General features: G+C 75.2%; 19 protein-coding genes and 1 pseudogene. 5 read left to right on the forward strand and 15 right to left on the reverse strand.

What is annotated here, in order from left to right; all coding sequences use genetic code 11:
- Nucleotides 1–243 precede the first annotated feature (243 nt).
- The 11 genes and pseudogenes from hemC to FHN55_RS01980 all read right to left on the reverse strand — a co-directional run.
- Nucleotides 244–1,167 (reverse strand): annotated as a pseudogene (gene hemC, locus FHN55_RS01930) (hydroxymethylbilane synthase); the annotation flags it as partial.
- Entirely contained in the window at nt 1,164–2,630 is a 1,467-nt protein-coding gene (locus tag FHN55_RS01935) for a glutamyl-tRNA reductase (RefSeq protein ID WP_139710211.1), read from the reverse strand. The pseudogene hemC and the gene FHN55_RS01935, both read right to left, overlap by 4 nt.
- The gene (locus tag FHN55_RS01940; protein ID WP_139710359.1) at nt 2,627–3,346 is read right to left on the reverse strand and encodes a redox-sensing transcriptional repressor Rex; all 720 of its coding nucleotides are present in this window, start codon (nt 3,344–3,346) and stop codon (nt 2,627–2,629) included. Before FHN55_RS01940 ends, FHN55_RS01935 begins: the two co-directional genes overlap by 4 nt.
- A 230-nt stretch (nt 3,347–3,576) precedes the next feature.
- Nucleotides 3,577–3,843 carry a glutaredoxin family protein gene (locus tag FHN55_RS01945; protein WP_139710213.1) on the reverse strand — a complete coding sequence of 89 codons (267 nt, stop codon included), beginning with the start codon at nt 3,841–3,843 and terminating at the stop codon, nt 3,577–3,579.
- A 101-nt stretch (nt 3,844–3,944) separates the two neighbouring features.
- Entirely contained in the window at nt 3,945–4,043 is a 99-nt protein-coding gene (locus FHN55_RS01950; RefSeq protein ID WP_003792170.1) for a 30S ribosomal protein bS22, read from the reverse strand.
- 106 nt (nt 4,044–4,149) lie between these two features.
- Nucleotides 4,150–4,356, reverse strand: coding sequence for a helix-turn-helix domain-containing protein (locus FHN55_RS01955; protein ID WP_139710215.1), 207 nt, complete (start codon nt 4,354–4,356; stop codon nt 4,150–4,152).
- A gap of 284 nt (nt 4,357–4,640) precedes the next feature.
- Nucleotides 4,641–5,822 (reverse strand): acetoin utilization protein AcuC, encoded by a 1,182-nt coding sequence (locus FHN55_RS01960; protein ID WP_139710217.1) that lies wholly within the window; start codon nt 5,820–5,822, stop codon nt 4,641–4,643.
- 74 nt (nt 5,823–5,896) lie between these two features.
- Nucleotides 5,897–6,688: a sugar phosphate isomerase/epimerase gene (locus FHN55_RS01965; protein ID WP_257570621.1), complete on the reverse strand. Its 792-nt coding sequence runs from the start codon at nt 6,686–6,688 to the stop codon at nt 5,897–5,899.
- Between the two features lie 101 nt (nt 6,689–6,789).
- Nucleotides 6,790–8,328 carry an L-arabinose isomerase gene (gene araA, locus FHN55_RS01970; protein ID WP_139710219.1) on the reverse strand — a complete coding sequence of 513 codons (1,539 nt, stop codon included), beginning with the start codon at nt 8,326–8,328 and terminating at the stop codon, nt 6,790–6,792.
- Between the two features lie 58 nt (nt 8,329–8,386).
- Nucleotides 8,387–9,070, reverse strand: coding sequence for an L-ribulose-5-phosphate 4-epimerase (locus FHN55_RS01975; RefSeq protein WP_139710221.1), 684 nt, complete (start codon nt 9,068–9,070; stop codon nt 8,387–8,389).
- Between the two features lie 88 nt (nt 9,071–9,158).
- Complete coding sequence (locus tag FHN55_RS01980; protein ID WP_257570622.1) at nt 9,159–10,247, reverse strand: LacI family DNA-binding transcriptional regulator; 1,089 nt, start codon at nt 10,245–10,247, stop codon at nt 9,159–9,161.
- 129 nt (nt 10,248–10,376) lie between these two features.
- Here FHN55_RS01980 and FHN55_RS01985 point away from each other — a divergent pair, with 129 nt between their 5' ends.
- The 4 genes from FHN55_RS01985 (at nt 10,377) to FHN55_RS02000 (ending at nt 15,360) form a co-directional block, all read left to right on the forward strand.
- Nucleotides 10,377–10,754, forward strand: a complete 378-nt coding sequence (locus tag FHN55_RS01985) for a hypothetical protein (RefSeq protein WP_139710223.1) — start codon at nt 10,377–10,379, stop codon at nt 10,752–10,754.
- 152 nt (nt 10,755–10,906) lie between these two features.
- Nucleotides 10,907–12,331, forward strand: coding sequence for a DNA repair protein RadA (gene radA / locus FHN55_RS01990; RefSeq protein WP_218974257.1), 1,425 nt, complete (start codon nt 10,907–10,909; stop codon nt 12,329–12,331).
- Nucleotides 12,332–12,427: 96 nt separating this feature from the next.
- Nucleotides 12,428–13,501: a DNA integrity scanning diadenylate cyclase DisA gene (gene disA / locus FHN55_RS01995; RefSeq protein WP_218974264.1), complete on the forward strand. Its 1,074-nt coding sequence runs from the start codon at nt 12,428–12,430 to the stop codon at nt 13,499–13,501.
- Nucleotides 13,502–13,551: 50 nt separating this feature from the next.
- Entirely contained in the window at nt 13,552–15,360 is a 1,809-nt protein-coding gene (locus FHN55_RS02000) for an alkaline phosphatase D family protein (RefSeq protein WP_257570623.1), read from the forward strand.
- 151 nt (nt 15,361–15,511) lie between these two features.
- Here FHN55_RS02000 and mmsB read toward each other — a convergent pair whose 3' ends face one another.
- From mmsB to chvE, 3 genes are all read right to left on the reverse strand, one after another.
- Nucleotides 15,512–16,735, reverse strand: a complete 1,224-nt coding sequence (mmsB, locus tag FHN55_RS02005; RefSeq protein ID WP_139710229.1) for a multiple monosaccharide ABC transporter permease — start codon at nt 16,733–16,735, stop codon at nt 15,512–15,514.
- Nucleotides 16,732–18,375, reverse strand: a complete 1,644-nt coding sequence (mmsA, locus tag FHN55_RS02010; RefSeq protein ID WP_139710366.1) for a multiple monosaccharide ABC transporter ATP-binding protein — start codon at nt 18,373–18,375, stop codon at nt 16,732–16,734. The genes mmsB and mmsA overlap by 4 nt, the downstream gene beginning before the upstream one ends.
- Nucleotides 18,376–18,562: 187 nt before the next feature.
- The gene (gene chvE / locus FHN55_RS02015) at nt 18,563–19,708 is read right to left on the reverse strand and encodes a multiple monosaccharide ABC transporter substrate-binding protein (protein ID WP_139710231.1); all 1,146 of its coding nucleotides are present in this window, start codon (nt 19,706–19,708) and stop codon (nt 18,563–18,565) included.
- A 297-nt stretch (nt 19,709–20,005) separates the two neighbouring features.
- Between chvE and FHN55_RS02020 the strand changes: the two genes are divergently transcribed.
- On the forward strand, nt 20,006–20,938 hold the full coding sequence (locus tag FHN55_RS02020; protein ID WP_373995689.1) for an A/G-specific adenine glycosylase: 933 nt from the start codon (nt 20,006–20,008) through the stop codon (nt 20,936–20,938).
- A 109-nt stretch (nt 20,939–21,047) separates the two neighbouring features.
- Here FHN55_RS02020 and FHN55_RS02025 read toward each other — a convergent pair whose 3' ends face one another.
- Nucleotides 21,048–21,587 (reverse strand): amino-acid N-acetyltransferase, encoded by a 540-nt coding sequence (locus FHN55_RS02025; protein ID WP_139710233.1) that lies wholly within the window; start codon nt 21,585–21,587, stop codon nt 21,048–21,050.
- Between the last annotated feature and the right edge of the window lie 23 nt (nt 21,588–21,610).

The raw sequence follows: 21,610 nt of genomic DNA on the forward strand, positions 1-21,610 counted from the left end.
CGTCGGTCGCTGCCTGCGGCGCAGCGGCGGTGAGCGTCGGGGCGGAGGTGGGCGGGGTCACGGGTGCACCCTCTCCGGCGGCGCGTCGGCCGCCGTGTCGTGAGTGTTCGAGGCTGGCTGCGGTGCTGCGCTGCTGGTGCGCGGGGTGTCGGGGTGGGCGGGGTCGGGGGGTGTCACCAGGCGGGCTGCCTGAGGGGTCTGCGCGTCCTGCGGTGAGGAGGCCGGTCCGGGGACGAGCGGTGCGAGGGCCGGCGAGCCTGAGGCGAGCAGCTCCGCGGCCACCCGGCGCCCGGTGCCGGCGGCGTCGTCGAGCTGGCCGGCGCCGGTGCGCACCGCGGTGGCGGAGCCGTCCAGGGCGGCGACCAGACCGGTGAGCCGCAGCCCGCCGTCGTCCTCGGTGACCGCCAGCGCGCCGACGGGCGCGGCGCAGCCGGCCTCCAGCGCAGCGAGCAGGGCGCGCTCGGCGGTGGTGGCGGCCCGGCTCGCGGGGTCGTCCAGGAGCGCGCAGGCGGCGCGCACGGCCTCGTCGTCGGCGCGGCACTCCACGGCCAGCGCTCCCTGGCCCGGCGCGGGCAGCAGCTGGTCGGTGCCCAGCACCTCGGTGACCTCGTCGCCGCGACCCAGCCGCAGCAGGCCCGCGCGGGCCAGCACCACCGCGTCGAGGTGGCCCTCGGAGACCATCCGCAGCCGGGTGTCGACGTTGCCGCGGACGTCCACCACCTGCAGGTCGGGGCGCAGCGCCCTCAGCTGGGCGGCGCGCCGCGGCGACCCGGTGCCGACGCGCGCGCCGGCCGGCAGGTCGGCCAGCCGGCGGCCGGAGGAGGCGACGAGCACGTCGCGGGGGTCCTCGCGGGGCGGGACCGCCGCGACCACCAGGCCCGGGGCCGGGGCGGTGGGCAGGTCCTTGAGGGAGTGGACGGCGAGGTCGACCCGGCCCGCCAGGAGCGCCTCGCGCAGCGCCGTGGCGAAGACGCCCGTGCCGCCCAGGCTCGACAGGGGCGCGCGGGACACGTCGCCCTCGGTGGTGACCTCGACGAGCTCCACGGCCCGGCCGGTGCGCTCGCGCAGCGCCTGGGCGACGTGCTCGGACTGCGTGCGGGCCAGGGCGCTGCGGCGCGTGCCGAGCCGCAGCGCGGGCGCCGAGGCAGCAGCGGTGCCGGCGCTCACGCGGCGCCCTCCTCGGGTGCCTGCGCGGTGGCGGGCGCGGCGACCGCCCGCAGGACCTCGGCGACGCTGCCGCCACCGGTGGACGCGCTGCCCGAGGTCTGCACGGTCGGCGCGACCGGCCCCGCGCCCAGGCCGCCCAGGCCCCCGGCGGGGCCGTCCAGCGCGAAGAGCTCGCGCAGCACCGCGGCGTAGCCGGCCCCGTCCGCGCCGTCGGCGGCGAGCGCCTTCACCCGGACGGTGGGGGTGTGCAGCAGCTTCTCGGTGACGCGGTGCACGGCCAGCTCGGCCTCCGCCACCACGCGGGGGTCGGCGTCGGCGCCCAGACGCCCCCGCAGACGGGCCACCTCGGCCTCGACCACGTCGCGTGCGAGGGAGCGCAGCGCCGCCACCGTGGGCGCCACCGCGGCGGCGCGCTGCTCCGCGAGGTAGCCGGCCACCTCCTCGGCGACCACCGCGCGCGCGGAGCGGACGCTGCCGGCCACGCCGGCGAGCGCCTCGTCGTCCTCGGGGGCGACCGCGAGCCGCCGGCGCAGCGCGTCCAGCCCCACCAGCTCGACGCCCGGCAGCTCACCGGCCGCTGGGTCGACGTCGTGCGGGAGGGCCAGGTCGACCACGAGCTGCGGGGCAGCCCCGCCGTCCGCACCGGTGCGGCGCTCGGCGCGCGCGGCCTCCAGCTCCGCCGCGTCCAGGACCGTGCCCACGGCGCCGGTGCACGAGACCACGACGTCGGCCTGCGCCAGCGCGGCCCTCAGCGCCGCGGCGTCGTCGAGGCCGAGCCAGGTGCCGCCGACGGCGGCGGCGAGGCGCTCGGCCCGGGCGGGGGTGCGGTTGGCCACGGCGATCGACCCGACGCCGAGCCGCTGCAGCGTCGTGGCCGCGAGGGCGCTCATCGAGCCCGCGCCCACCACCAGAGCGTGCGCGTCCGCGAGCGGCCCGACCACGGCGTCGGCGCCCTCGAGCGCGGCCTCGACCAGGGAGCGGCCGGCGCGGTCGAGGCCGGTCTCGCTGTGGACGCGCTTGCCGACCCTCAGCGCGCGCTGGACCAGCTGGTCCAGGACGCGCCCCACGGTGCCGTCCTCCTGGCCGCGGCGCAGCGAGGCGCGCACCTGGCCCAGCACCTGCGACTCGCCCAGGGCCATGGAGTCCAGGCCGGCGGAGACGGAGAACAGGTGCTCCACGGCGCGCTCGCCGTAGGCGAAGAGCAGCGACTCGGCCAGGTCGGGCAGGGGCACGCCCGCGCGCTCCGCGAGCGCCGCCGACAGGTCCTGCACGCCCAGGTGGAACGACGGCACCACCGCGTACACCTCGACGCGGTTGCAGGTGGCCAGCACGGCGGCCTCCTGCACCGCACCGCCGCACAGCTCGCGGGCCAGCTCGCGGGCGCCCTCGGCGTCCAGCGCCGCACGCTCGAGCAGGGAGATCGGAGCGGTCCGGTGGGACATCCCCACGAACAGCAGGCTCATCGCGCGGCCCCCGCGCTCGAGGTGGTGCGCTGGGCGGGCCCGGCCAGCCGCTGCGCCTGCTCGCCGGCGGCCGCGGCGCGGCGGCGCTCCCGGAAGGCGAGGATGCCCAGCTCGGTGGACAGGTCGACGCTGCGCAGCTCGACGCCGGCGGGGACCTGCAGCTCCACCGGGGCGAAGGACAGCACGCTCGTGATGCCGGCGGCGACCACGGCGTCGCAGGCGGCCTGGGCGGCGCCGGCGGGCACCGCGAGGACGGCGATCCGCACGCCCAGCTCGGCCACCACGCCGGCGGTGCGCTCGGCGGGGAGCACCTCCAGGCCGGCCACGCGCTCGCCGACGACGGCGGGGTCGTTGTCCAGCAGGGCGACCACCCGGGTGCCCAGGGGCGCGAACCCGCTGTAGTTGGCCAGGGCGCGCCCGAGGCTGCCGATGCCCACGATGACGACGCGCCACTCCTCGGCCAGCCCGAGGCAGCGACCGACGTGCTGGACGAGGCGGGCGACCTCGTAGCCGACGCCGCGGACCCCGTAGCTGCCGAGGTGCGAGAGGTCCTTGCGGAGGGTGGCCGACCCCACCCCCGCCGCGAGCGCCAGCTCCTCGCTGGAGACCGTGGCGACGCCGCGCTCGCCGAGGCCCGTGAGCACGCGCAGGTACACCGGGAGCCTGGCCACGGTGGCGTCGGGGACGCCCCTGGCGCCGTCGCGCTGGGCGCGCAGCGGCGGGGTGGCGTTCGGGTCGGTCACGGTGGGGCAGGGCTCCTGCTGGCGGTGTGCTGGCGGAGCCGGACCCCTGCGGGTCAGAGCTCCGGCCGCGCCCGTCGCGGGTGGCGCGGGCAGTCCAGACTAGGCACTTGTGAAGGGCAGAACAAAGTCCGCGCGCGCCGTCGGCACAGCGCCGGCGGGCGGGCGGGCGGGCGGGCGGGCCGCACCGGGCCGCCGCCGGTCCCTCAGCGGGCCGCCAGGGCGGTCAGGAGGTCCTGCTCGCTGACGCGCCAGTGCGCGTGGTGGCGCCCGTCCACGGTGACCACGGGCACGAGGTCGCTGTAGCGGGCCACCAGCTCGGCGTCGTCGTCGACGTCGACCTCGCGCCAGCCCGCCCCGGCCTGAGCACAGGCCCGTGAGACCTGCTCGCGCGCGACGTCGCACAGGTGGCACCCGCGTCGGCCGTACAGCACGACGCGCTCGTCCCGCCCGTCCCCCACGCCAGCCCCCACGTCAGCGAGGCTACCCGGCGGCCTCCGCGCCGCCGGGTGCGCCCCCGACGCACGAGACCCGCACCGCGCGGGGCGGTGCGGGTCCTCAGCAGGTGCGCCTGCTACTTCTTGTTGCGGCGCTGGTGGCGCGTCTTGCGCAGCAGCTTGCGGTGCTTCTTCTTCGCCATGCGCTTGCGGCGCTTCTTGATGACCGAGCCCATCAGTGCCTCAGATCGTTCGGGGCAGCGACGAGCGCTGCCTGCGGATGCTCCTGCGCCCCAGCGTACCGACTGCGCGCAGCGCGTCCGGATCGCTCGGGGCGCGGGGTCACATCGCCTCGGTCTCCACGAAGGAGTGCGCCAGGTACTGGTCGACGGCCGTCTCCGGCACGCGGAACGAGCGGCCCACGCGCACGGCGGGCATCTCACCGGAGTGCACCAGGCGGTACACCGTCATCTTCGACACGCGCATCATCGTGGCGACCTCGGCCACGGTGAGGAAGCGCACACCGCTGAAGTCGCGGTCCATCGCCATGGTTCCTCCCGGTCGTCCCTGGACCCTGAGCTCCAGGGGCCTCTGAGCACTCACAGTAGTGGCTCGTGTGACTTCTGGGGAAGTCGTTGCGGAAGTTACAAGCGTGTGAGACACCCTGGTGGCGGCGCCGGGCAGCCTGGCAGACCCCTGCCCGGCCATCGTGCTCCGGCCCCGCCGGCCCCGCGGGCGTTCCGGGGCGCAGGTCAGCGGCGGGCGGCGTGTCCGCCCCGACGCGCGGGCGAGGGCTGCGCAGCGGCGGAAGCGGTCGGCCGCCCGGGGAGCCGTCAGTCGAACCAGGGGTCGAGGCCGTGGTTCGGGAAGACCGCCCGCCGGGTCGCCAGGACCGCCCGGTCGAGCGGGTCGGCGGGGTCGGCCCCGGCCTCCCAGGGCGAGAACCAGGCCGGCGCGCCGTCCGTCATGGCCTCCGGCGCGTCCCAGCCCGCCGCCGTGACGAAGTCCCGCCACTCCCGCGGCACGGGCGTGGACGGCGCCACCGGCGCGTGCGCGGCGATGCCGAGCAGGTGCGACCACACCCGGGGGACGACGTCGACGAGGTCGTAGCCGCCACCGCCCGTGGCGACCCACCGGCCCCCGCACACCTCGTGGGCCAGATCGTGCAGGGACCGCGCCGCGGCGCGCTGCGCGTCCACGCTGACGGCGAGGTTGGCCAGGGGGTCCTGCGCGTGGGCGTCAGCGCCGTGCTGGGTCACGAGGACCTCCGGGCGGAACGCGCGCACGAGGGGGTGCACCACGGCGTGCACCGCCCGCAGCCAGCCCGCGTCGGCCGTGCCGGCGGGCAGGGCCACGTTGACGGCGCTGCCCTCGGCACCCGGGCCCCCGGTCTCCTCCGGCCAGCCCGTGCCCGGGAAGAGCGTGCGGCCGGACTCGTGCAGGGAGATCGTCATGACGCGCGGGTCGTCCCAGAACGCGGCCTCGACGCCGTCGCCGTGGTGCACGTCGAGGTCCACGTAGGCCACGCGGCGCGCGCCGCGCTCGAGCAGGTGGTTGATGCCGACGGCGAGGTCGTTGTAGATGCAGAACCCGCTGGCCCGGTCGGGCATGGCGTGGTGCATGCCGCCGCTGACGTTCACCGCGTGCTCGGCCTGCCCCGACCACACGGCGTCGGCGCAGTCGACGGTGGCGGCGACCACGCGCGCCGACGTCTCGTGCATGCCGGCGAACACCGGGTCGTCGTCGGTGCCGAGGCCGTGCGCGAGGTCCACCCGCCGCGGGTCCGCGGAGGCGCGGCGGACGGCGGCGACGTAGCGCGGGTCGTGCACGGTGGTGAGGAGCTCGTCGGAGGCGACCCGCACCCCTGCCAGCCGCACGCCGGGCGCCGAGAACAGGCCCAGCTCGCGCGCCAGGCGCGCGGTCAGCTCCAGGCGCAGCGGCGCCATGGGGTGGCCGGGGCCGAAGTCGTGCGCCGCGAGGGCGTCGTCCCAGACCACCAGGGTGCGATCCGCCACTCCTGCACGCTAGCGGGCCGCCGGGGCCGCCGGGGCCGCCAGGTCGGCGGTCGGGCCACCGGTGGGGTCGGCGGTCAGGTCGCCGGGCCCGCTCCCAGGTGCTCGCGGGCGAAGGCGAGCGCCCCCGCCAGCGCGGCGCGGCGCTCGTCGGGCCCCCGGCTGCGGCGCGTGGTGACCTCCACGCAGGCGTCGCCCTGCCAGTCCCGGGCGGCCAGGTGCGCCAGCAGCTCCGCCACCGGCTGGGAGCCCTGGCCGGGGAGGAGGTGCTCGTCCTTGGGAGACCCGTTGCCGTCGGTCAGGTGCAGGTGGACGAGCCGGTCGCCCATGCGCCGGGCCAGCTCCAGGCAGCTCAGCCCGGACGTCGCGGCGTGCGAGACGTCGAGCAGCAGCGCGTCGTAGTCGAGCTCGCACGGGTCCCACCCGGGCAGGTAGGCGGCGAACTCGCGCCCGCCCGCGCGCCAGGGGTACATGTTCTCGACCGCGAGCGTGACGCCCTCGGCCTGCGCGATGCGCCGCACGCCGGCCTCGAAACCGGTGGCGTAGTCCTTCTGCCAGCGGAAGGGCGGGTGCACCACCACGGTGCGCGCGCCGAGCCGCTTGGCCATCCGGGCCGCGCGCTCCACCTTCGGCCACGGCTCCTTGCCCCACACCCGCTGGGTGAGGAGCAGCGTGGGGGCGTGGACGGACGTCACGGGCACGCCGAAGTGGTCGGAGAGCTCGGCGATGGCGTCCTCGTCCTGGCTGACCGGGTCGGTCCAGACCATCACCTCGACCCCGTCGTACCCGACGCGGGCCGCCATCTCGAAGGCGTCCGCCACCCCCTGCGGGTACACCGACGCCGTCGAGAGGGTCACCGCGACAGCCACCGGATCACCCTACGGTCGGTGTCCCGGGCGCACCCGGCGGAGGTCCCGCGCCCCCGCCACCACCCGGGTCGGCGGGTGGCGGCGGGGCGCAGCCGGGACGCTCAGACGCCGCGCTGCAGGACCCGGTAGGCGCTCTCCCAGCGCAGCTCGCGCTTGAAGGAGCGGGTCGTCGTCCCGGCGCCGATGACCGCGAGCTCGGTGCCGACGACGTCGGCCAGGTCCTCCAGGACCTCGAGGCCGAACTGCGTCGACATGACGGTGTGGTGGGGCCCGCCGGCCTCCAGCCAGCACTCGGTCGAGGTGCGCCAGTCGGGCAGGGGCTCCCAGACGGCGCGGGCCACCGGGAGGTTCGGCAGGTCCTGCGGCGGGGTCACCACGCGCACCTCGTTGGCCACGAGGCGGAACCGCTCGCCCAGGTCGCACCAGCCGACGATGACGGCGTCGCCCGGGTCGGCGGTGTGCACCATGCGGACCGGGTCCTCGCGGTCGCCGATGCCCAGGGGGTGGACCTCGATGCGCGGCGTGGAGGTGGTGATGGTGGGGCAGACCTCGAGCATGTGGGCCCCGAGGATCCTCTGCGGCTGGCCCGGGACGAGGTCGTAGGTGTAGTCCTCCATGAACGCCGTGCCGCCGGGCAGGCCGGCACCGGCCGCCTTCAGCACCCGCGTGAGGGCCGCGGTCTTCCAGTCGCCCTCGCCGGCGAAGCCGTAGCCGTCGCCCAGGAGGCGCTGGACGGCCAGGCCGGGGAGCTGGCGCAGGGAGCCGAGGTCCTCGAAGTTGGTGGTGAAGGCCTCGGCCCCGTTGGCCTCGAGGACGCGGCGCAGCGCCACCTCGATCTTGGCGCCGTAGTGCAGCGAGTCGGCGCGCTCGGCGCCGGGCAGCAGCTCGGGGGCCACCTCGTAGCGGTCGGCGTACTCCGCCACCACGGCGTCGGCCTCGGCGTCGGAGACCTGCAGGACGACGTCGGCGAGGGCGTTGACGCCCAGGGCCTCCACGTCGACGCCCCAGCGGATCTGGGCCTCGACCTTGTCGCCCTCGGTCACGGCGACGTTGCGCATGGTGTCGCCGAAGCGGACCAGCTTGAGCGAGCGCGCCACCGAGGCGGCGACGGCGGCGCGGGCCCACTCCCCCACGCGCTGCTGCACGCCGGCGTCACCGGCGTAGCCGGCCACCGTGGTGCGGGACGAGCGCAGGCGCGACAGGACGTACCCGAACTCCCGGTCGCCGTGGGCGGCCTGGTTGAGGTTCATGAAGTCCATGTCGATGGTCGCCCACGGCAGCGCCGGGTCGGCCTGGGTGTGCAGGTGCAGCAGCGGCTTGGACAGCACCGACAGGCCGGCGATCCACATCCGGGCCGGGCTGAAGGTGTGCATCCAGGTGATGACGCCGGCCACGGAGTCGTCGGCGCTCGCCTCGAGCATGACGCGGCGGATGGCGTCGGAGCTCTTGACGACCGGCTTCCAGACCACCTTGACGGGGACGGCGTCGGCGCCGTCGAGCAGCGCCGCGACGCGCTGGCTCTGCTCGGCCACCTGGGCGAGGGTCTCCTCGCCGTACAGGTCCTGGCTGCCGGTGAGGAACCAGACCTCGCGGGTGGAGAACGGGTCGAGCAGGGACGACGTCGGGGCTGCGGAGCTCATGCGGTGTTCTTCTGCCTTCCGTGGTGGTGTCGCGCTGGACGGGGCCGCGTCGTCGCGGTCAGCGCTGGCCGTAGACGTTCTGGTAGCGGTTGAAGAGCCGGTCGACGGCGTCCTGCGGGATCGGCAGCGGCTCGCCGTGCTGGCGGGACAGGTGGACGGTGCGGGCCACGTCCTCGGTCATCACGGCGGCCTTGACCGCCGAGCGGGCGTCCTTCCCGATGGTGAAGACGCCGTGGTTCTGCATGAGGACCGCCGGGCTGCGCGACCCCTCCAGCGTCGCCACCACGCCGCGGCCGATGGAGTCGTCGCCGATGATCGCGAACGGCCCCACGGGGATCGGTCCGCCGAACTCGTCGGCCATGGCGGTGAGCACGCAGGGGATGGACTCCCCGCGCGCGGCCCACGCCGTGGCGTACGGGCTGTGCGTGTGCACCTGGCCGCCGACGTCGGAGCGGGAGCGGTAGACGAAGGCGTGGGCGGCGGTGTCGGAGCTGGGCGCGTGCTCGCCGTCGACGAGGTTGCCGTCCAGGTCGCACACGACCACGCCGCGCCAGTCCAGCGACTCGTAGTCGACGCCGGAGGCCTTGATGACGAAGAGGTCCTCGCCGGGGACGCGCGCCGAGACGTTGCCCGCGGTCCACGTGACCAGCTGGTAGCGGACCAGGTGGCCGTGCAGCGCGGCCACCTCCTCGCGCAGGCGGCGGTGCGTGCCGCGGTCGGTGCGGGCGGTGGGGGTGCTCATGGGTGCGGGGTGCTCCTCGTCGGGCGTGCTCGGGCCCGGCGCGGGCACCGGCGGCCGCGACGATTGTGAGCGCTCACACAGCGACCGGTCAACCTCCGGCGCGCCGCCGGCCGGCCCCTCGGGGCCGATCGGGCGGCGGCCCCGAGCTCGCGCGGACCACGAGCTCGGGGACCACGCGGCGCACCTGCGCGGGCTCGTCCCGCAGGCGCGCCAGCAGCACCTCCAGGCAGCGCCGGCCCAGCGCGCCGAAGTCCTGGCGGACCGTGGTCAGGGGCGGCACCAGGTAGGCGGCCTCGGGCACGTCGTCGAACCCGACCACGCTGACGTCCTGCGGGACGCGCAGCCCGCGCTCCCACAGGGCGCCGAGCAGGCCGATGGCCACCTGGTCGTTCACGGTGAAGACGGCCGTCGCGCCCTGCTCGAGGAGCGTCCCGGCCGCCCGGTGGCCCGCCGCAGCCGCCCAGTCGCCCGGCACGGGCTCCGGGACCGGGGCACCGGCCGCGACCAGCTCGGCGCGCCACCCCGCCTCCCGCGCGCGCGCCTCCAGCCAGTCGCGCGGCCCGCTGACGTGGTGGACCGTCGCGTGCCCCAGCCCCAGCAGGTGGCGGACCGCCAGGCGCGCCCCCTGCTCCTGGTCGACGCTGGCCGAGGGGAGCACGGGGCGCCCACCGGGACCGGGGGCGCCGTCCAGCGGGGCCTCGAGCGTCACCACCGGCACCGAGGCGTCCAGCGCCTCGACGGCCGCCACCGCGGCGTCGTCGGGGGCGATCACCACCAGCCCGTCCACCCCGAGGTCGCGCAGGTGGTCCACCGCCTCGCCGACCTCGCGGCGCCCCACCTCCGGGAGCAGCACCACGGAGGTCGCGTAGCCCTCGGCCCGGGCCGCCTGCTCCACCGCCAGCAGGGCGCTGGTGGGCCCGAACTCGGCGGTGCTCGCGCTGACCAGCCCGATGGTGCGCGTCGACCGCGTCACCAGGGCCCTCGCGGCGCCGTTGACCCGGTAGCCCAGGTCGGCGACGGCCCGCTCGACGCGGCTGCGCGTCTCGGGGCGCACGCTCGGGTGGCCGTTGACCACGCGGGACACCGTCTGCAGCGAGACGCCGGCGCGAGCGGCGACGTCGGCCATGACGGGGGCGCGCCCGGGAGCGGGGCCACCGCCCGCCGCGTCGACCGGCACCGCCACCTCCTGCCAGGGCCGCCCGGGACCCGCCGCGAGCGCCGACTCCCGGCGGCCGCGACCCGGGGACGAGCGATGGTAGGGCGTGGGGGCTGGCGCGCAGCAGCGGCGCAGAGCACAGTGACGCCCATGAGCAGCACGCACGCCGAGACGCGCCGCCCGGGCCCCCCGGGTCGCGGCGCCATCCGCAAGCCCATCTTCTCCCCGGCCTCCGTGGCCCTGTTCCTGCTGTTCCTCGGCGGCACGGTCCTGGCGACCGTCGTCCCGGCGGGCATCGCCCCGCCCAGCGACCTCGACGGCACCACCCTGGAGCAGGCGTGGCAGGCCTTCGGCATCTCCGTGGTGGGTCTGCTGGTGATGGCGATCGCCTCCGGCTTCCTCTACGCCCGCACCAAGGAGATCGCGATGCTGATCCTCGCGATCGCCCCGACCACGGCCGGCTTCGTCGGCGCCGTCGTCCTGCTGGCGATGCACGGCTTCGCCTCCGCCTACCCGAACGCCTACTGACCGCCCCCGGCCGGCGGCACCGCGCCGCCGGCCGCGCCCGGGACCTGCGCCCGGGACCTGCGACCGGGACCTGCGACCGGGACCTGCGACCGGGCCGGGAGGCCTCCCGCCGGTGACCCGGGGTGTCGGTGGCAGCGCCTAGCGTCACCCCCGTGAGCACCCGCACCACCCGAGCGCCCCGCACCGAGCACCGCTGCGCCGAGTGCGGCTGGACCACCCCGCGCTGGGTCGGGCGCTGCGGCCAGTGCCAGGCGTGGGGGTCCCTCACCGAGGCGGCTCCCCTGCTCGCCAGCGCACCGCGCGGGGCGGGAGCACCGGCTCCCGCCGCTCCCGTGCGCGCCGCCCGCCGGGCCAGCGAGGTGGTGGCCACCGGGCGGCTGCAGCGGCTGCCCACGGGCCTGGCCGAGGTCGACCGCGTGGTCGGCGGGGGGCTGGTGCCGGGGCAGGTGCTCCTGCTCGCCGGTGAGCCCGGCGCGGGCAAGAGCACCCTGCTCCTCGCGGTGGCGGACGCGGTGGCCGCGGCCGCCGGTCCCGGGGCGGTGGTGCTCTACGTCTCCGCCGAGGAGTCCGTGGAGCAGATCGCCGTGCGCGCGCGGCGCACCGGCGCCCGCTCCGACGCGCTGCTCCTCGCCGACGACACCGACCTCGGCGCGGTGCTCGGGCACGTCGAGCAGCTCAGCGCCTCCTCGGAGCGGCTGGTGCTGCTCGTGGTCGACTCGGTGCAGACCGTCTCCTCGTCGGAGGTCGACGGTCGCCCCGGCGGCGTGTCGCAGGTCATGGCGGTGGCCGGGGCGCTGACCCGGCTGGCGAAGGAGCGCGGCCTGCCCGTCTGCCTGGTCGGCCAGGTCACCAAGGAGACCACCGTGGCCGGACCGCGGTCGCTGGAGCACCTCGTCGACACCACGCTCACCCTCGAGGGCGACCGCCACACCGCGCTGCGCCTGCTGCGGGCGGTGAAGAACCGCTACGGCCCCGCGGACGAGGTCGCCTGCTTCGAGCAGACCGACACCGGCCTGAGGGAGGTGCCCGACCCCAGCGCGCTCTTCCGCGGCACCCGCGACGCCCCCGTCGCGGGGACCTGCACGACCATCACCGTGGAGGGGCGCCGCGCCCTGCTGGCCGAGGTGCAGGCGCTGGTGGCGCCCACGCAGGCGCCCGTGCCGCGGCGGGCCGTGTCCGGCCTCGACAGCGCGCGCACGGCCATGCTCACCGCCGTCACCGAGAGGCACGCCCGCGTCACGGTCCACGCCAAGGAGCTCTACGTCTCCTCGGCGGGCGGCATGCGGCTGGCCGACCCCGGCGCCGACCTGGCCGTCTGCCTGGCCATCGCCTCCGCGGCGCGGGACCGGGCCCTGCCGGCCGACGTCGCGGCCCTGGGCGAGGTGGCGCTCTCGGGCGACGTGCGCGCGGTGCCGATGCTGCAGGCGCGGGCGGCCGAGGCGGTGCGGCTGGGCCACACGCGCCTGCTGGTGCCGCCGGGCGCCGTCGAGCTGGTGGACGAGCGCACCCGCCGCGCGGCCCGGCTCGAGGTGGTCGGCTCCCTGTCCGAGGCCGTGGCGGCGGTGCTGCCGGACTGACCGCGGCGACCGGGGGACCCCCCGCCCACCGGGACGGCCGGACGGCGGACGGCCCCCTAGACTCCCCGCGTGGACGAGCGCGAGGAGGAAGCCCTCCTGCGGGCCACGCTGGCCGTCGTGGCACCGGGCACGGCCCTGCGGGACGGTCTGGAGCGCATCCTGCGCGGCCGCACCGGCGCGCTCGTCGTCCTCGGCCACGACGCGACCGTCGAGCAGCTGTGCACCGGCGGCTTCAACCTCGACGTCGACTTCTCCGCGACCCGCCTGCGCGAGCTGGCGAAGATGGACGGCGCCATCGTCTGCGACCGCGCGGTCACGCGGATCGTGCGCGCCGCGGTCCAGCTGGTCCCCGACCCGTCCATCGAGACCAGCGAGTCCGGTACGCGGCACCGCACCGCCGAGCGGACCGCCAAGCAGACCGGGCTGCCCGTCGTGTCCGTGAGCGCCTCCATGAACATCGTGGCGCTCTACGTGGGCTCGCGCCGCCACGTGGTGGAGGGCTCGGACTCGATCCTGGCCCGCGCCAACCAGGCCCTGGCCACCCTCGAGCGCTACAGGTCCCGCCTCGACGAGGTCACCGGCACGCTGTCGGCCCTCGAGATCGAGGACCTCGTCACCCTGCGCGACGTGGCCAGCGTGCTGCAGCGCCTGGAGATGGTCCGCCGGATCTCCGCGGAGATCTCCGGCTACGTGGTGGAGCTGGGAGCGGACGGCCGGCTGCTGTCGCTGCAGCTGGACGAGCTGGTCAGCGGCATCGGCGGTGACCGCGAGCTGGTGGTGCGCGACTACCTCACGGGCCCGGCCGGCAGCGAGACCACCGTCCGCACGGGTCGCTCGGTGCAGGGCGTCCTGGAGGACCTGTCCGCCCTCACCGACTCGCGCCTGGTGGACCTCGAGGCGCTCTCCCGGGTGCTGGGGCTGCTGGGCGACGGCGACACGCTCGACTCCCCCGCCTCCCCGCGCGGGTACCGCCTGCTGTCCAAGGTGCCGCGGCTGCCCGCCGTCGTCGTCGAGCGGCTCGTCACCCACTACGACGGGCTGCAGAAGCTGCTGGCCGCCAGCACCGACGACCTCATGGGCGTCGGCGGGGTCGGCGAGCACCGCGCGCGGGCCGTCCGGGAGGGCCTGTCCCGCCTGGCGGAGTCGAGCATCCTCGAGCGCTACGTCTAGCAGCGCGGCCAGCGCGGGTGCTCCCGGCCCGGCCGGGGGATGATCTGGGCGTGAGCGTCCACGGTGAGGCCCGAGCAGGCGGCGTCCCCGAGCTGGTGCTGGGGCCGATGCTGCGCCACGTGGACGCGACGAGCGCCACGCTGTGGTTCGAGACGAGCGGTCCGTGCACGGTGTGCGTGGAGGTCGGCGGTGGGGTGCTCGACGCCCCCGTGACCGCCTCCGCGAGCACCTGGGGCGTGCACGGCCACCACTACGCCATCCTCGTGGTGCGCGGCCTGCCGGAGGCGTCGGAGCTGCCGTACCGCGTGGACCTGGCCGAGCCCGCCGGCCCGGACGCGCTGCACCCGCCCGCCACCCGGCGGGTGTGGCCGCCCGCGAGCCCCGACGCGGAGCTGGCCGCCTTCCCGACCAGCACCGTCCGGACCGCCCGCTCGGACGGCAGGCTGCGGCTGGCCTTCGGCTCGTGCCGCCGCTCGGAGCCCCTCGACGCCGAGGGGGTCGCCGCGGTCGGGCCCGACGCCCTGGTGGAGCTGGCCCACCGGATGGCGTTCCCGCCACCGGACGCCCCCGCGCTGGAGCGGCCCGACGTGCTGCTGATGCTGGGCGACCAGCTCTACGCCGACGAGCCCTCGGCCCCGATCCGCGAGCGCCTCGAGCGCGCGCGGCGCGACCCCGACGTCGCCGACCACCCCGAGGTCGCCGACGAGATCTGCACCTTCGAGGAGTACACGTGGCTGTACACCGAGAGCTGGAGCGCCGCCCCGGTGCGCTGGCTGCTCTCCACGGTGCCCACGTGCATGCTCCTGGACGACCACGACCTGCGCGACGACTGGAACACCTCCCAGGCGTGGCGCGAGGAGATGCGGCGCAAGCCGTGGTTCGACGACCGGGTGCGCGGCGCCCTGGGCAGCTACTGGGTCTACCAGCACCTGGGCAACCTCAGCCCCGCCGAGCTCGACCGCGAGCAGCTGCTGGCCGCCATCACCGCCGCTGAGGACGACGACGCGCGCACCGCCCTGCTCGACGCCTACGCCGAGCGGGCCGACGCCGAGCCCGACACCGCCCGCTGGAGCTACGTGCGCGACTTCGGGCGCTCCGGCACCGGTGGCGGCGAGGACGGTGCCAGCGGCGGGGTGCGCCTGGTGGCCGTGGACTGCCGCTGCTCCCGCCGACTCGACCCCGGGAACCGGGCGATCCTCGACGACGCCGAGTGGGCGTGGGTGCAGCAGCAGGCGCAGCCGGACGCCCCCGTCGACCACCTGCTGCTGGCGAGCACGCTGCCCGCGCTCATGGTCCCGGCCTTCTCCGACGTCGAGGCCTGGAACGAGGCCGTGGTGCAGGGGCGGTGGGGGCGCTGGCTCCAGCGTCCCGGGGAGGTGCTGCGGCAGGCGATCGACCTGGAGCACTGGCCGGCCTTCGGCACGTCGCTGCACGACCTGCTGCAGCTGCTGGCGCGGGTGGCGGGCGGAGCCCGGCCGCCGGCGAGCATCCTGATGCTGTCCGGGGACGTGCACTGCAGCTACACCGCCCGCGCGCAGCTGGACGGGGTGGTGGGCAGCCCCACCGCCGTCCACCAGCTGGTCATGTCGCCCTTCCGCAACCCCCTCAAGCCCGCGCTGAGGGTGGCCAACCGCCTGGCCGACGCGGCACCCGTGCGGGCCCTGGCGGCGCTGCTGGCGCGCGCCGCGGGGGTGCAGCGCCCGCCGGCCTCCTGGGAGGTCGAGGAGGGTCCCTGGTTCGACAACGGCGTCATGACCGTCGTGCTCGACGGGCGCAGCGCGCGGCTCGAGGTCGACCACGTGCGGGTGGACTCCTCCGGGCGCTGGCTGCGCCGCACGCACCACCGCTCGCTCGCCTGACACCGCCCGTCCGGCACCGCCCGTCCGGCACCGCCCGTCCGGCACCGCCCGTCCGGCACCGCGGACCGGGCACGACGAAGGGCCCCGGCACGCGCCGGGGCCCTCCGTCGTCGTCCTGCTGGTCCCGGGTGACCGGGTGAGCAGCGAGGTGTCAGCGGGTGCCGGAGCGCCGCTTGTTGTAGACGTCGAAGGCGACGGCGAGCAGCAGCACCATGCCGCGGATGATGAACTGCCACTCCTGGCCGAGGCCGAGGATGATCATGCCGTTGTTGATGACGGCGACGAGCAGACCACCGACCATGGCGCCGACGATGGTGCCGACGCCGCCGGTCACCGCCGCACCGCCGATGAAGGCCGCCGCGATGGCGTCGAGCTCGGCGCCGGTGCCGGCGGCCGGCTGGGCGCCGTTGGTGTAGGCGGAGAAGATGACGCCCGCGACACCGGCGAGGAAGCCCATGTTGACGAAGATCCAGAAGTTGACCTTCCGGACGTTCACGCCGGACAGCATCGCCGCGGACAGGTTGCCGCCGATGGCGTAGACCTGGCGCCCGAAGACCGTCGACTTGGTGATGACGGCGTAGAGCATGATCAGGATCGCCAGGGTGATGAGCACGATCGGCAGGCCGCGAGCGTGGGCGAGCTGCCAGGCGAACCACATGACGACCGCACCGACGACCACGATCTTCAGCAGCAGCACCGGCAGCGCCTCGACCACCTGCTGGTACTTGACGCGGGCCCGGCGGGTGCGGAGCTGCTGGACGACGAAGCCGACCACGGCGAGCGCCCCGATGAGCAGCGTGAACGCGTCGTACCCGTAGCCCCCCATGAGGCCGTTGAGGTAGCCCGTGGCGATCTTCTGGTACGAGGACGGGAAGCCCGACAGGGAGATGTTCTCCAGCACCAGGTAGTCGAGGCCGCGGAAGAGCAGCATGCCGGCCAGGGTGACGATGAAGGCCGGGACGCCCACGTAGGCGACCCAGAAGCCCTGCCAGGCGCCGATGACGACGCCCACGGCCAGGCCGGCCAGCGCCGCCACCCACCACGGCTGCTCGTAGGTGATGGCGAGGCGGGCCGCGACCGCGCCGACCACCGCGAGCACGGAGCCGACCGACAGGTCGATGTGGCCGGCGACGATGACGATGAGCATGCCGATGGCCAGGACCAGCACGTAGGCGTACTGGGTGACGATCGTGGAGACGTTGGCCGCGGCCAGGCTCCTGCCGTCGGTGAGGACGGCGAAGAGCGCCACCACCAGCACGAAGGCGATGTAGATGCCGCTCTGGCGGAGGTTGGCCGTGAGCGCCACCAGCGGGTTGGCGCTGCCGGTCTTCGGCTGGGGCGCGCTCGGGGCGGGCGCGGTGGTCTGCGTGCTCATGCGAGGTCCTCGGGGTTCTGGCTGGAGATGGGCGAGCGCGACTGCTCGGACTGCTGCGGGGCGCCCGGGACGGAGGGGGCCTCGCCGGAGGTGCCCGTCGTGGCGCCACCGGCCGCACCGGAGCGCGCGGAGACGCGCTCGAGGGTCATGAGCTCCATGAGGCGCTCCTGGCTGGCGTCGGCGATCGGCAGGTCACCGGTGATCCGCCCCTGCGACAGGGTGTAGATGCGGTCGCAGATGCCGAGCAGCTCGGGCAGCTCCGAGGAGATGACGATGACCGCCTTGCCCGCCGCGACCAGCTTGTTGATGATCACGTAGATCTCGTACTTGGCGCCCACGTCGATGCCGCGGGTCGGCTCGTCGAGGATCAGCACGTCGGGGTCCGCGAAGATCCACTTCGACAGGACGACCTTCTGCTGGTTGCCGCCCGAGAGCTTGCCGGTCACGGACATCACGGTGGGCGCCTTGATGTTCATGTCCTTGCGCGAGCGCTCCGCGACCGCGATCTCCTCGTTGGCGTTCACCAGTCCGCCACCGCCGGCGAGCTTGTCCAGCGCCGCGGCGGAGACGTTGCGCTTGATGTCGTCGATGAGGTTGAGGCCGTACTTCTTGCGGTCCTCGGTGGCGTACGCGATGCCGTGCTTGATGGCCTCGCGGACGTTCCTCGCCTGGATCTCCTGGCCCCGCTTGTACAGGCGCCCGCCGAGGTAGCGCCCGTAGGAGCGGCCGAAGATGCTCATCGCCAGCTCGGTGCGGCCGGCACCCATGAGGCCGGCGATGCCGATGACCTCACCGGCGCGCACGGACAGGTTGGCGCCCTCCACCACGAGGCGGTCCTGCGTGGCGTGGCCGACCGTCCAGTCCTCCACGCGCAGCACCTCCTCGCCGGGGTGGCTCTCGCGCTCGGGGTAGCGGCTCTCGAGGTCGCGGCCGACCATCCCGCGGATGATGCGCTCCTGCGTCACCTCGCCGGCGGCGATGTCCAGCGTCTCGATCGTCCTGCCGTCGCGGATGATCGTCGTCGACTGGGCGATCGAGATGATCTCGTTGAGCTTGTGGCTGATGATGATGCAGGTGATGCCCTCGGCCTGCAGCTGGCGCAGCAGCCCCAGCAGGTGCTCGGAGTCGTTGTCGTTGAGGGCGGCCGTGGGCTCGTCGAGGATGAGCAGCTTCACGTCCTTGGTGAGCGCCTTGGCGATCTCCACCAGCTGCTGCTTTCCGACGCCCAGCTGGCCCACCGGGGTGGTGGGGTTCTCCTTGAGCCCGACGCGGCGCAGCAGCTTGCCGGCCTCGCCGTTGGCGCGGTTCCAGTCGATGAGGCCGCCGCGGCCCTTGACCTCGTTGCCCAGGAAGATGTTCTCCGCGATGGAGAGGTAGGGGACCAGGGCGAGCTCCTGGTGGATGATCACGATGCCGGCGTGCTCGGAGTCGTTGATGCCGCTGAAGCGCGCCACCTCGCCCTCGAAGACGATCTCGCCGTCGTAGGTGCCGTGCGGGTAGACGCCCGACAGCACCTTCATGAGGGTGGACTTGCCGGCGCCGTTCTCGCCGCAGATGGCGTGGACCTCACCGCGACGGACCCTGAGCGTCACGTCGGAGAGCGCCTTGACGCCGGGGAAGGTCTTGGTGATGGAGCGCATCTCCAGGATGTCGTCCGTCGCGCCGCGCGGCGTCCCGCCGCCCTGTGGAGTGCTGTCGGTCGCTGTCACTTCGCCGCCCGCCTGGTTGTGTTGGTGCTTGCTGTGCGCATGGGCCCACCCTCGCCACTGCCGGCCGCCCCGCGCCCCCGGGTGGGGGGCGCAGGACGGCCGGCAGCGTCAGGACGTGTTACTTCTGGCCCTTGTCGACCTGCTCCTGGGTGTAGTAACCGGAGTCGATCAGCACGGACTTGATGTTGTCCTTGGTGACCACCGTCGACTCGAGGAGGTACGACGGGACGACCTTGTTGCCGTTGTCGTAGTCGGTGGTGTTGTTCGCCTCCGGCTCCTTGCCCGACAGGTAGTCACCGGTGACCTTGATGGCCTCCTCGGCCAGCAGGCGCGTGTCCTTGAAGATCGTGGAGTACTGCTGGCCGTCGTTGATGAGCTTGACGTTGTCGATGTCAGCGTCCTGCCCGGTGACGACCGGGAACTTCTTGCTGCCCTGGCCGTAGCCGTCGTTGGCGAGCGCGGTGATGACGCCGCGGCTGATGATGTCGGCCGGGGCCAGCACGCCGTTCAGGGTGACGTTCGCGTCCGCGGAGGTCAGGAGCGTCTCCATGCGCTTCTGCGCGACGTCCGTCTTCCACTGCTGCGTGGCGATCTGCGAGATGTCCGTCTGCCCGGACGGGATCTTGATGACGCCCTTGTCGATGTAGGGCTTGATGGTGTCCATGGCGCCGTTGTAGAAGAACGTCGCGTTGTTGTCGTCCAGCGAGCCGGCGAAGAGCTCGACGTTGAACGGACCGGTGGCGGCGGGGTTCTCCGAGCCGTCGGCGTTGAGGATGCCCAGGCCGGTCAGCAGCGAGGTGCCCTGCTGGACGCCGACCTTGTAGTTGTCGAAGGACACGTAGAAGTCGACGTTCTCCGTACCGCGGATGAGGCGGTCGTAGGAGATGATCTTGATGCCGGCGGCGGCGGCGTCGGCCAGCTGGCTGCTCAGGGCGGTGCCGTCGATCGACGCGATGATGAGGACCTTGTCCCCGTTGTTGATCATCGTCGAGATCTGGGAGGCCTGCGTGGGGATGTCGTCGTTGGCGTACTGGAGGTCGACCTTGTAGCCGAGCTCCTCCAGGCCGGCCTTGACGTTGTTGCCGTCGTCGATCCAGCGCTGCGAGGTCTGGGTGGGCATCGCGACGCCGACGGTCACGTCCTCGGGGGCGGCGCTGGTGGCGGACTCCCCGGGGGCGGTGGAGCCGGCCCCGCCGCCGCCGCAGGCCGACAGGCCGAGGGCGAGGGCTGCTCCGACGGCCACGAGTGCGAAACGCTTGTTCACGCGGTACCTCTCTGTGCCTCGAGACCCGACCGTGCTCCAGCGCCCGGACGTGGCCTTCGCACCGGCCTCTCGGGAGAGGTCGGTGAGCGCGGGGAGCCGGCGGGCGGGGCGCCGTTGCTGCACCGGGCCTGCGTCTCCTGCGCGGGGTCGATTGTGAACGCTCACAGCCCCGGCCGGTCAAGGGCACAGAGCCTCTTGGGTGGTCACGATCCGGTCACGCCCATCGCGCGCGACGCGACGGCCCCGGGCGCCGGGCGCGCCCTCACCCGCCTGCGCTCCCTGGGGGAGCATGGGGCCGTGCCCGTGACACCCCCTGGTCCCGCCCCGGCCGGGCCCGAGCAGGAGGCGGCGCTGGTGGACGCGGTCCTGCGCTGGTACTCCTCGCACGCCCGCGACCTGCCGTGGCGCCACCCAGGGCCCCCCGAGCAGGTGGCGTGGCCCGTGCTGGTCAGCGAGGTGATGCTGCAGCAGACCCCGGTGGCGCGTGTCGAGCCGGTGTGGCGCGCCTGGCTGGAGCGCTGGCCGACGCCCGCGGCCCTCGCCGCTGACAGCGCCGGCGAGGCGGTGCGGGCCTGGGGCCGGCTGGGCTACCCCCGCCGTGCCCTCAGGCTGCACGCCGCGGCCGTCGCCGTCGTCGAGCGGCACGGCGGGAGGGTCCCCTCGGAGCAGGCGGAGCTGAGGGCGCTGCCGGGTGTCGGCGCCTACACGGCGGCAGCGGTGGGAGCGTTCGCCTTCGGCCAGCGCGTGGCGGTGGTCGACACCAACGTGCGCCGGGTGCTGGCCCGCGCCGTGCAGGGCTCGGCGGAGCCGGCACCGGCCCTGACGGCCGCCGAGACCGCGCTGGCGGTGCGGGTGCTGCCGCACGCCCCGCCCGAGGAACCGCGGCTCCCGGCGCGCTGGTCGGTGGCGGTGATGGAGCTGGGCGCCCTGGTGTGCACCGCCAGGGCGCCCCGCTGCGGCGCGTGCCCGGTGGCGGACCTGTGCGCCTGGCAGCGCGCCGGGGCCCCTCCCGATGACGGTCCCGCCCGCCGCGGGCAGGCGTGGCACGGGACCGACCGCCAGGTGCGAGGGCGCCTGCTCGCCCTGCTGCGCGAGGCGCCCGGGCCCCTGGACGCCGCCGCGCTGTCGGCCGCCTGGGACGACGACGCCCAGCGCGAGCGCTGCCTGGCCTCGCTCGCGGCCGACGGGCTCGTGGTGCCCTCCGGCGGCGGCTGGTCGCTGCCCCTCTGACCGCCCCCCGACGCGCACTCGCGCACCCCAGTGCGGCTTCACGGCCCTCCGAAGGCGCACTCACGCACCCGAGTGCGTCTTGGGGGGTCACCGGAGGCGCGCCGGCCGGTCAGCGCAGGTGCAGGAGCATCCGGGTGTTGCCCAGGGTGTTGGGCTTCACGCGGGCCAGGTCGAGGAACTCCGCGACGCCGTCGTCGTGGGAGCGCAGCAGCTCCGCGTAGACCTCCGGCGCCACGGGCGTGCCCTCGATCACCTCGAAGCCCAGCCGGGCGAAGAAGGGCACCTCGAAGGTCAGGCAGAAGACCCGCGAGACGCCGGACTCGCGGGCGTCGGCCAGCAGCGCCTCCACGATCGCCGACCCCACGCCGAGCCCGCGGGCCGAGGAGGCCACGGCCAGGGTGCGCACCTCGGCGAGGTCCTCCCACATGACGTGCAGCGCGCCGCAGCCGACCACGGCGCCGTCCAGCTCGGCCACCCTCGTCTCGGGGACGGACTCGTAGGTGGCCACGGCGTGCTTGGCCACGAGCACGCCCTTCTCCGCCAACGGCTCGGTGAGGGCTCGGACCGCGCGCACGTCGGTGGCGCGGGCGCGCCGGACGACCACCCGGGACGTGGTCGGGCCGCCGGTGCCGAGGTGGGGTGCGGGCACGACCCCATCGTGCCCGACCCGTC

Origin of the sequence: Streptomyces sp. NP160, from assembly GCF_006335115.1 — a bacterium.
GTDB lineage: Bacteria > Actinomycetota > Actinomycetes > Actinomycetales > Quadrisphaeraceae > Quadrisphaera.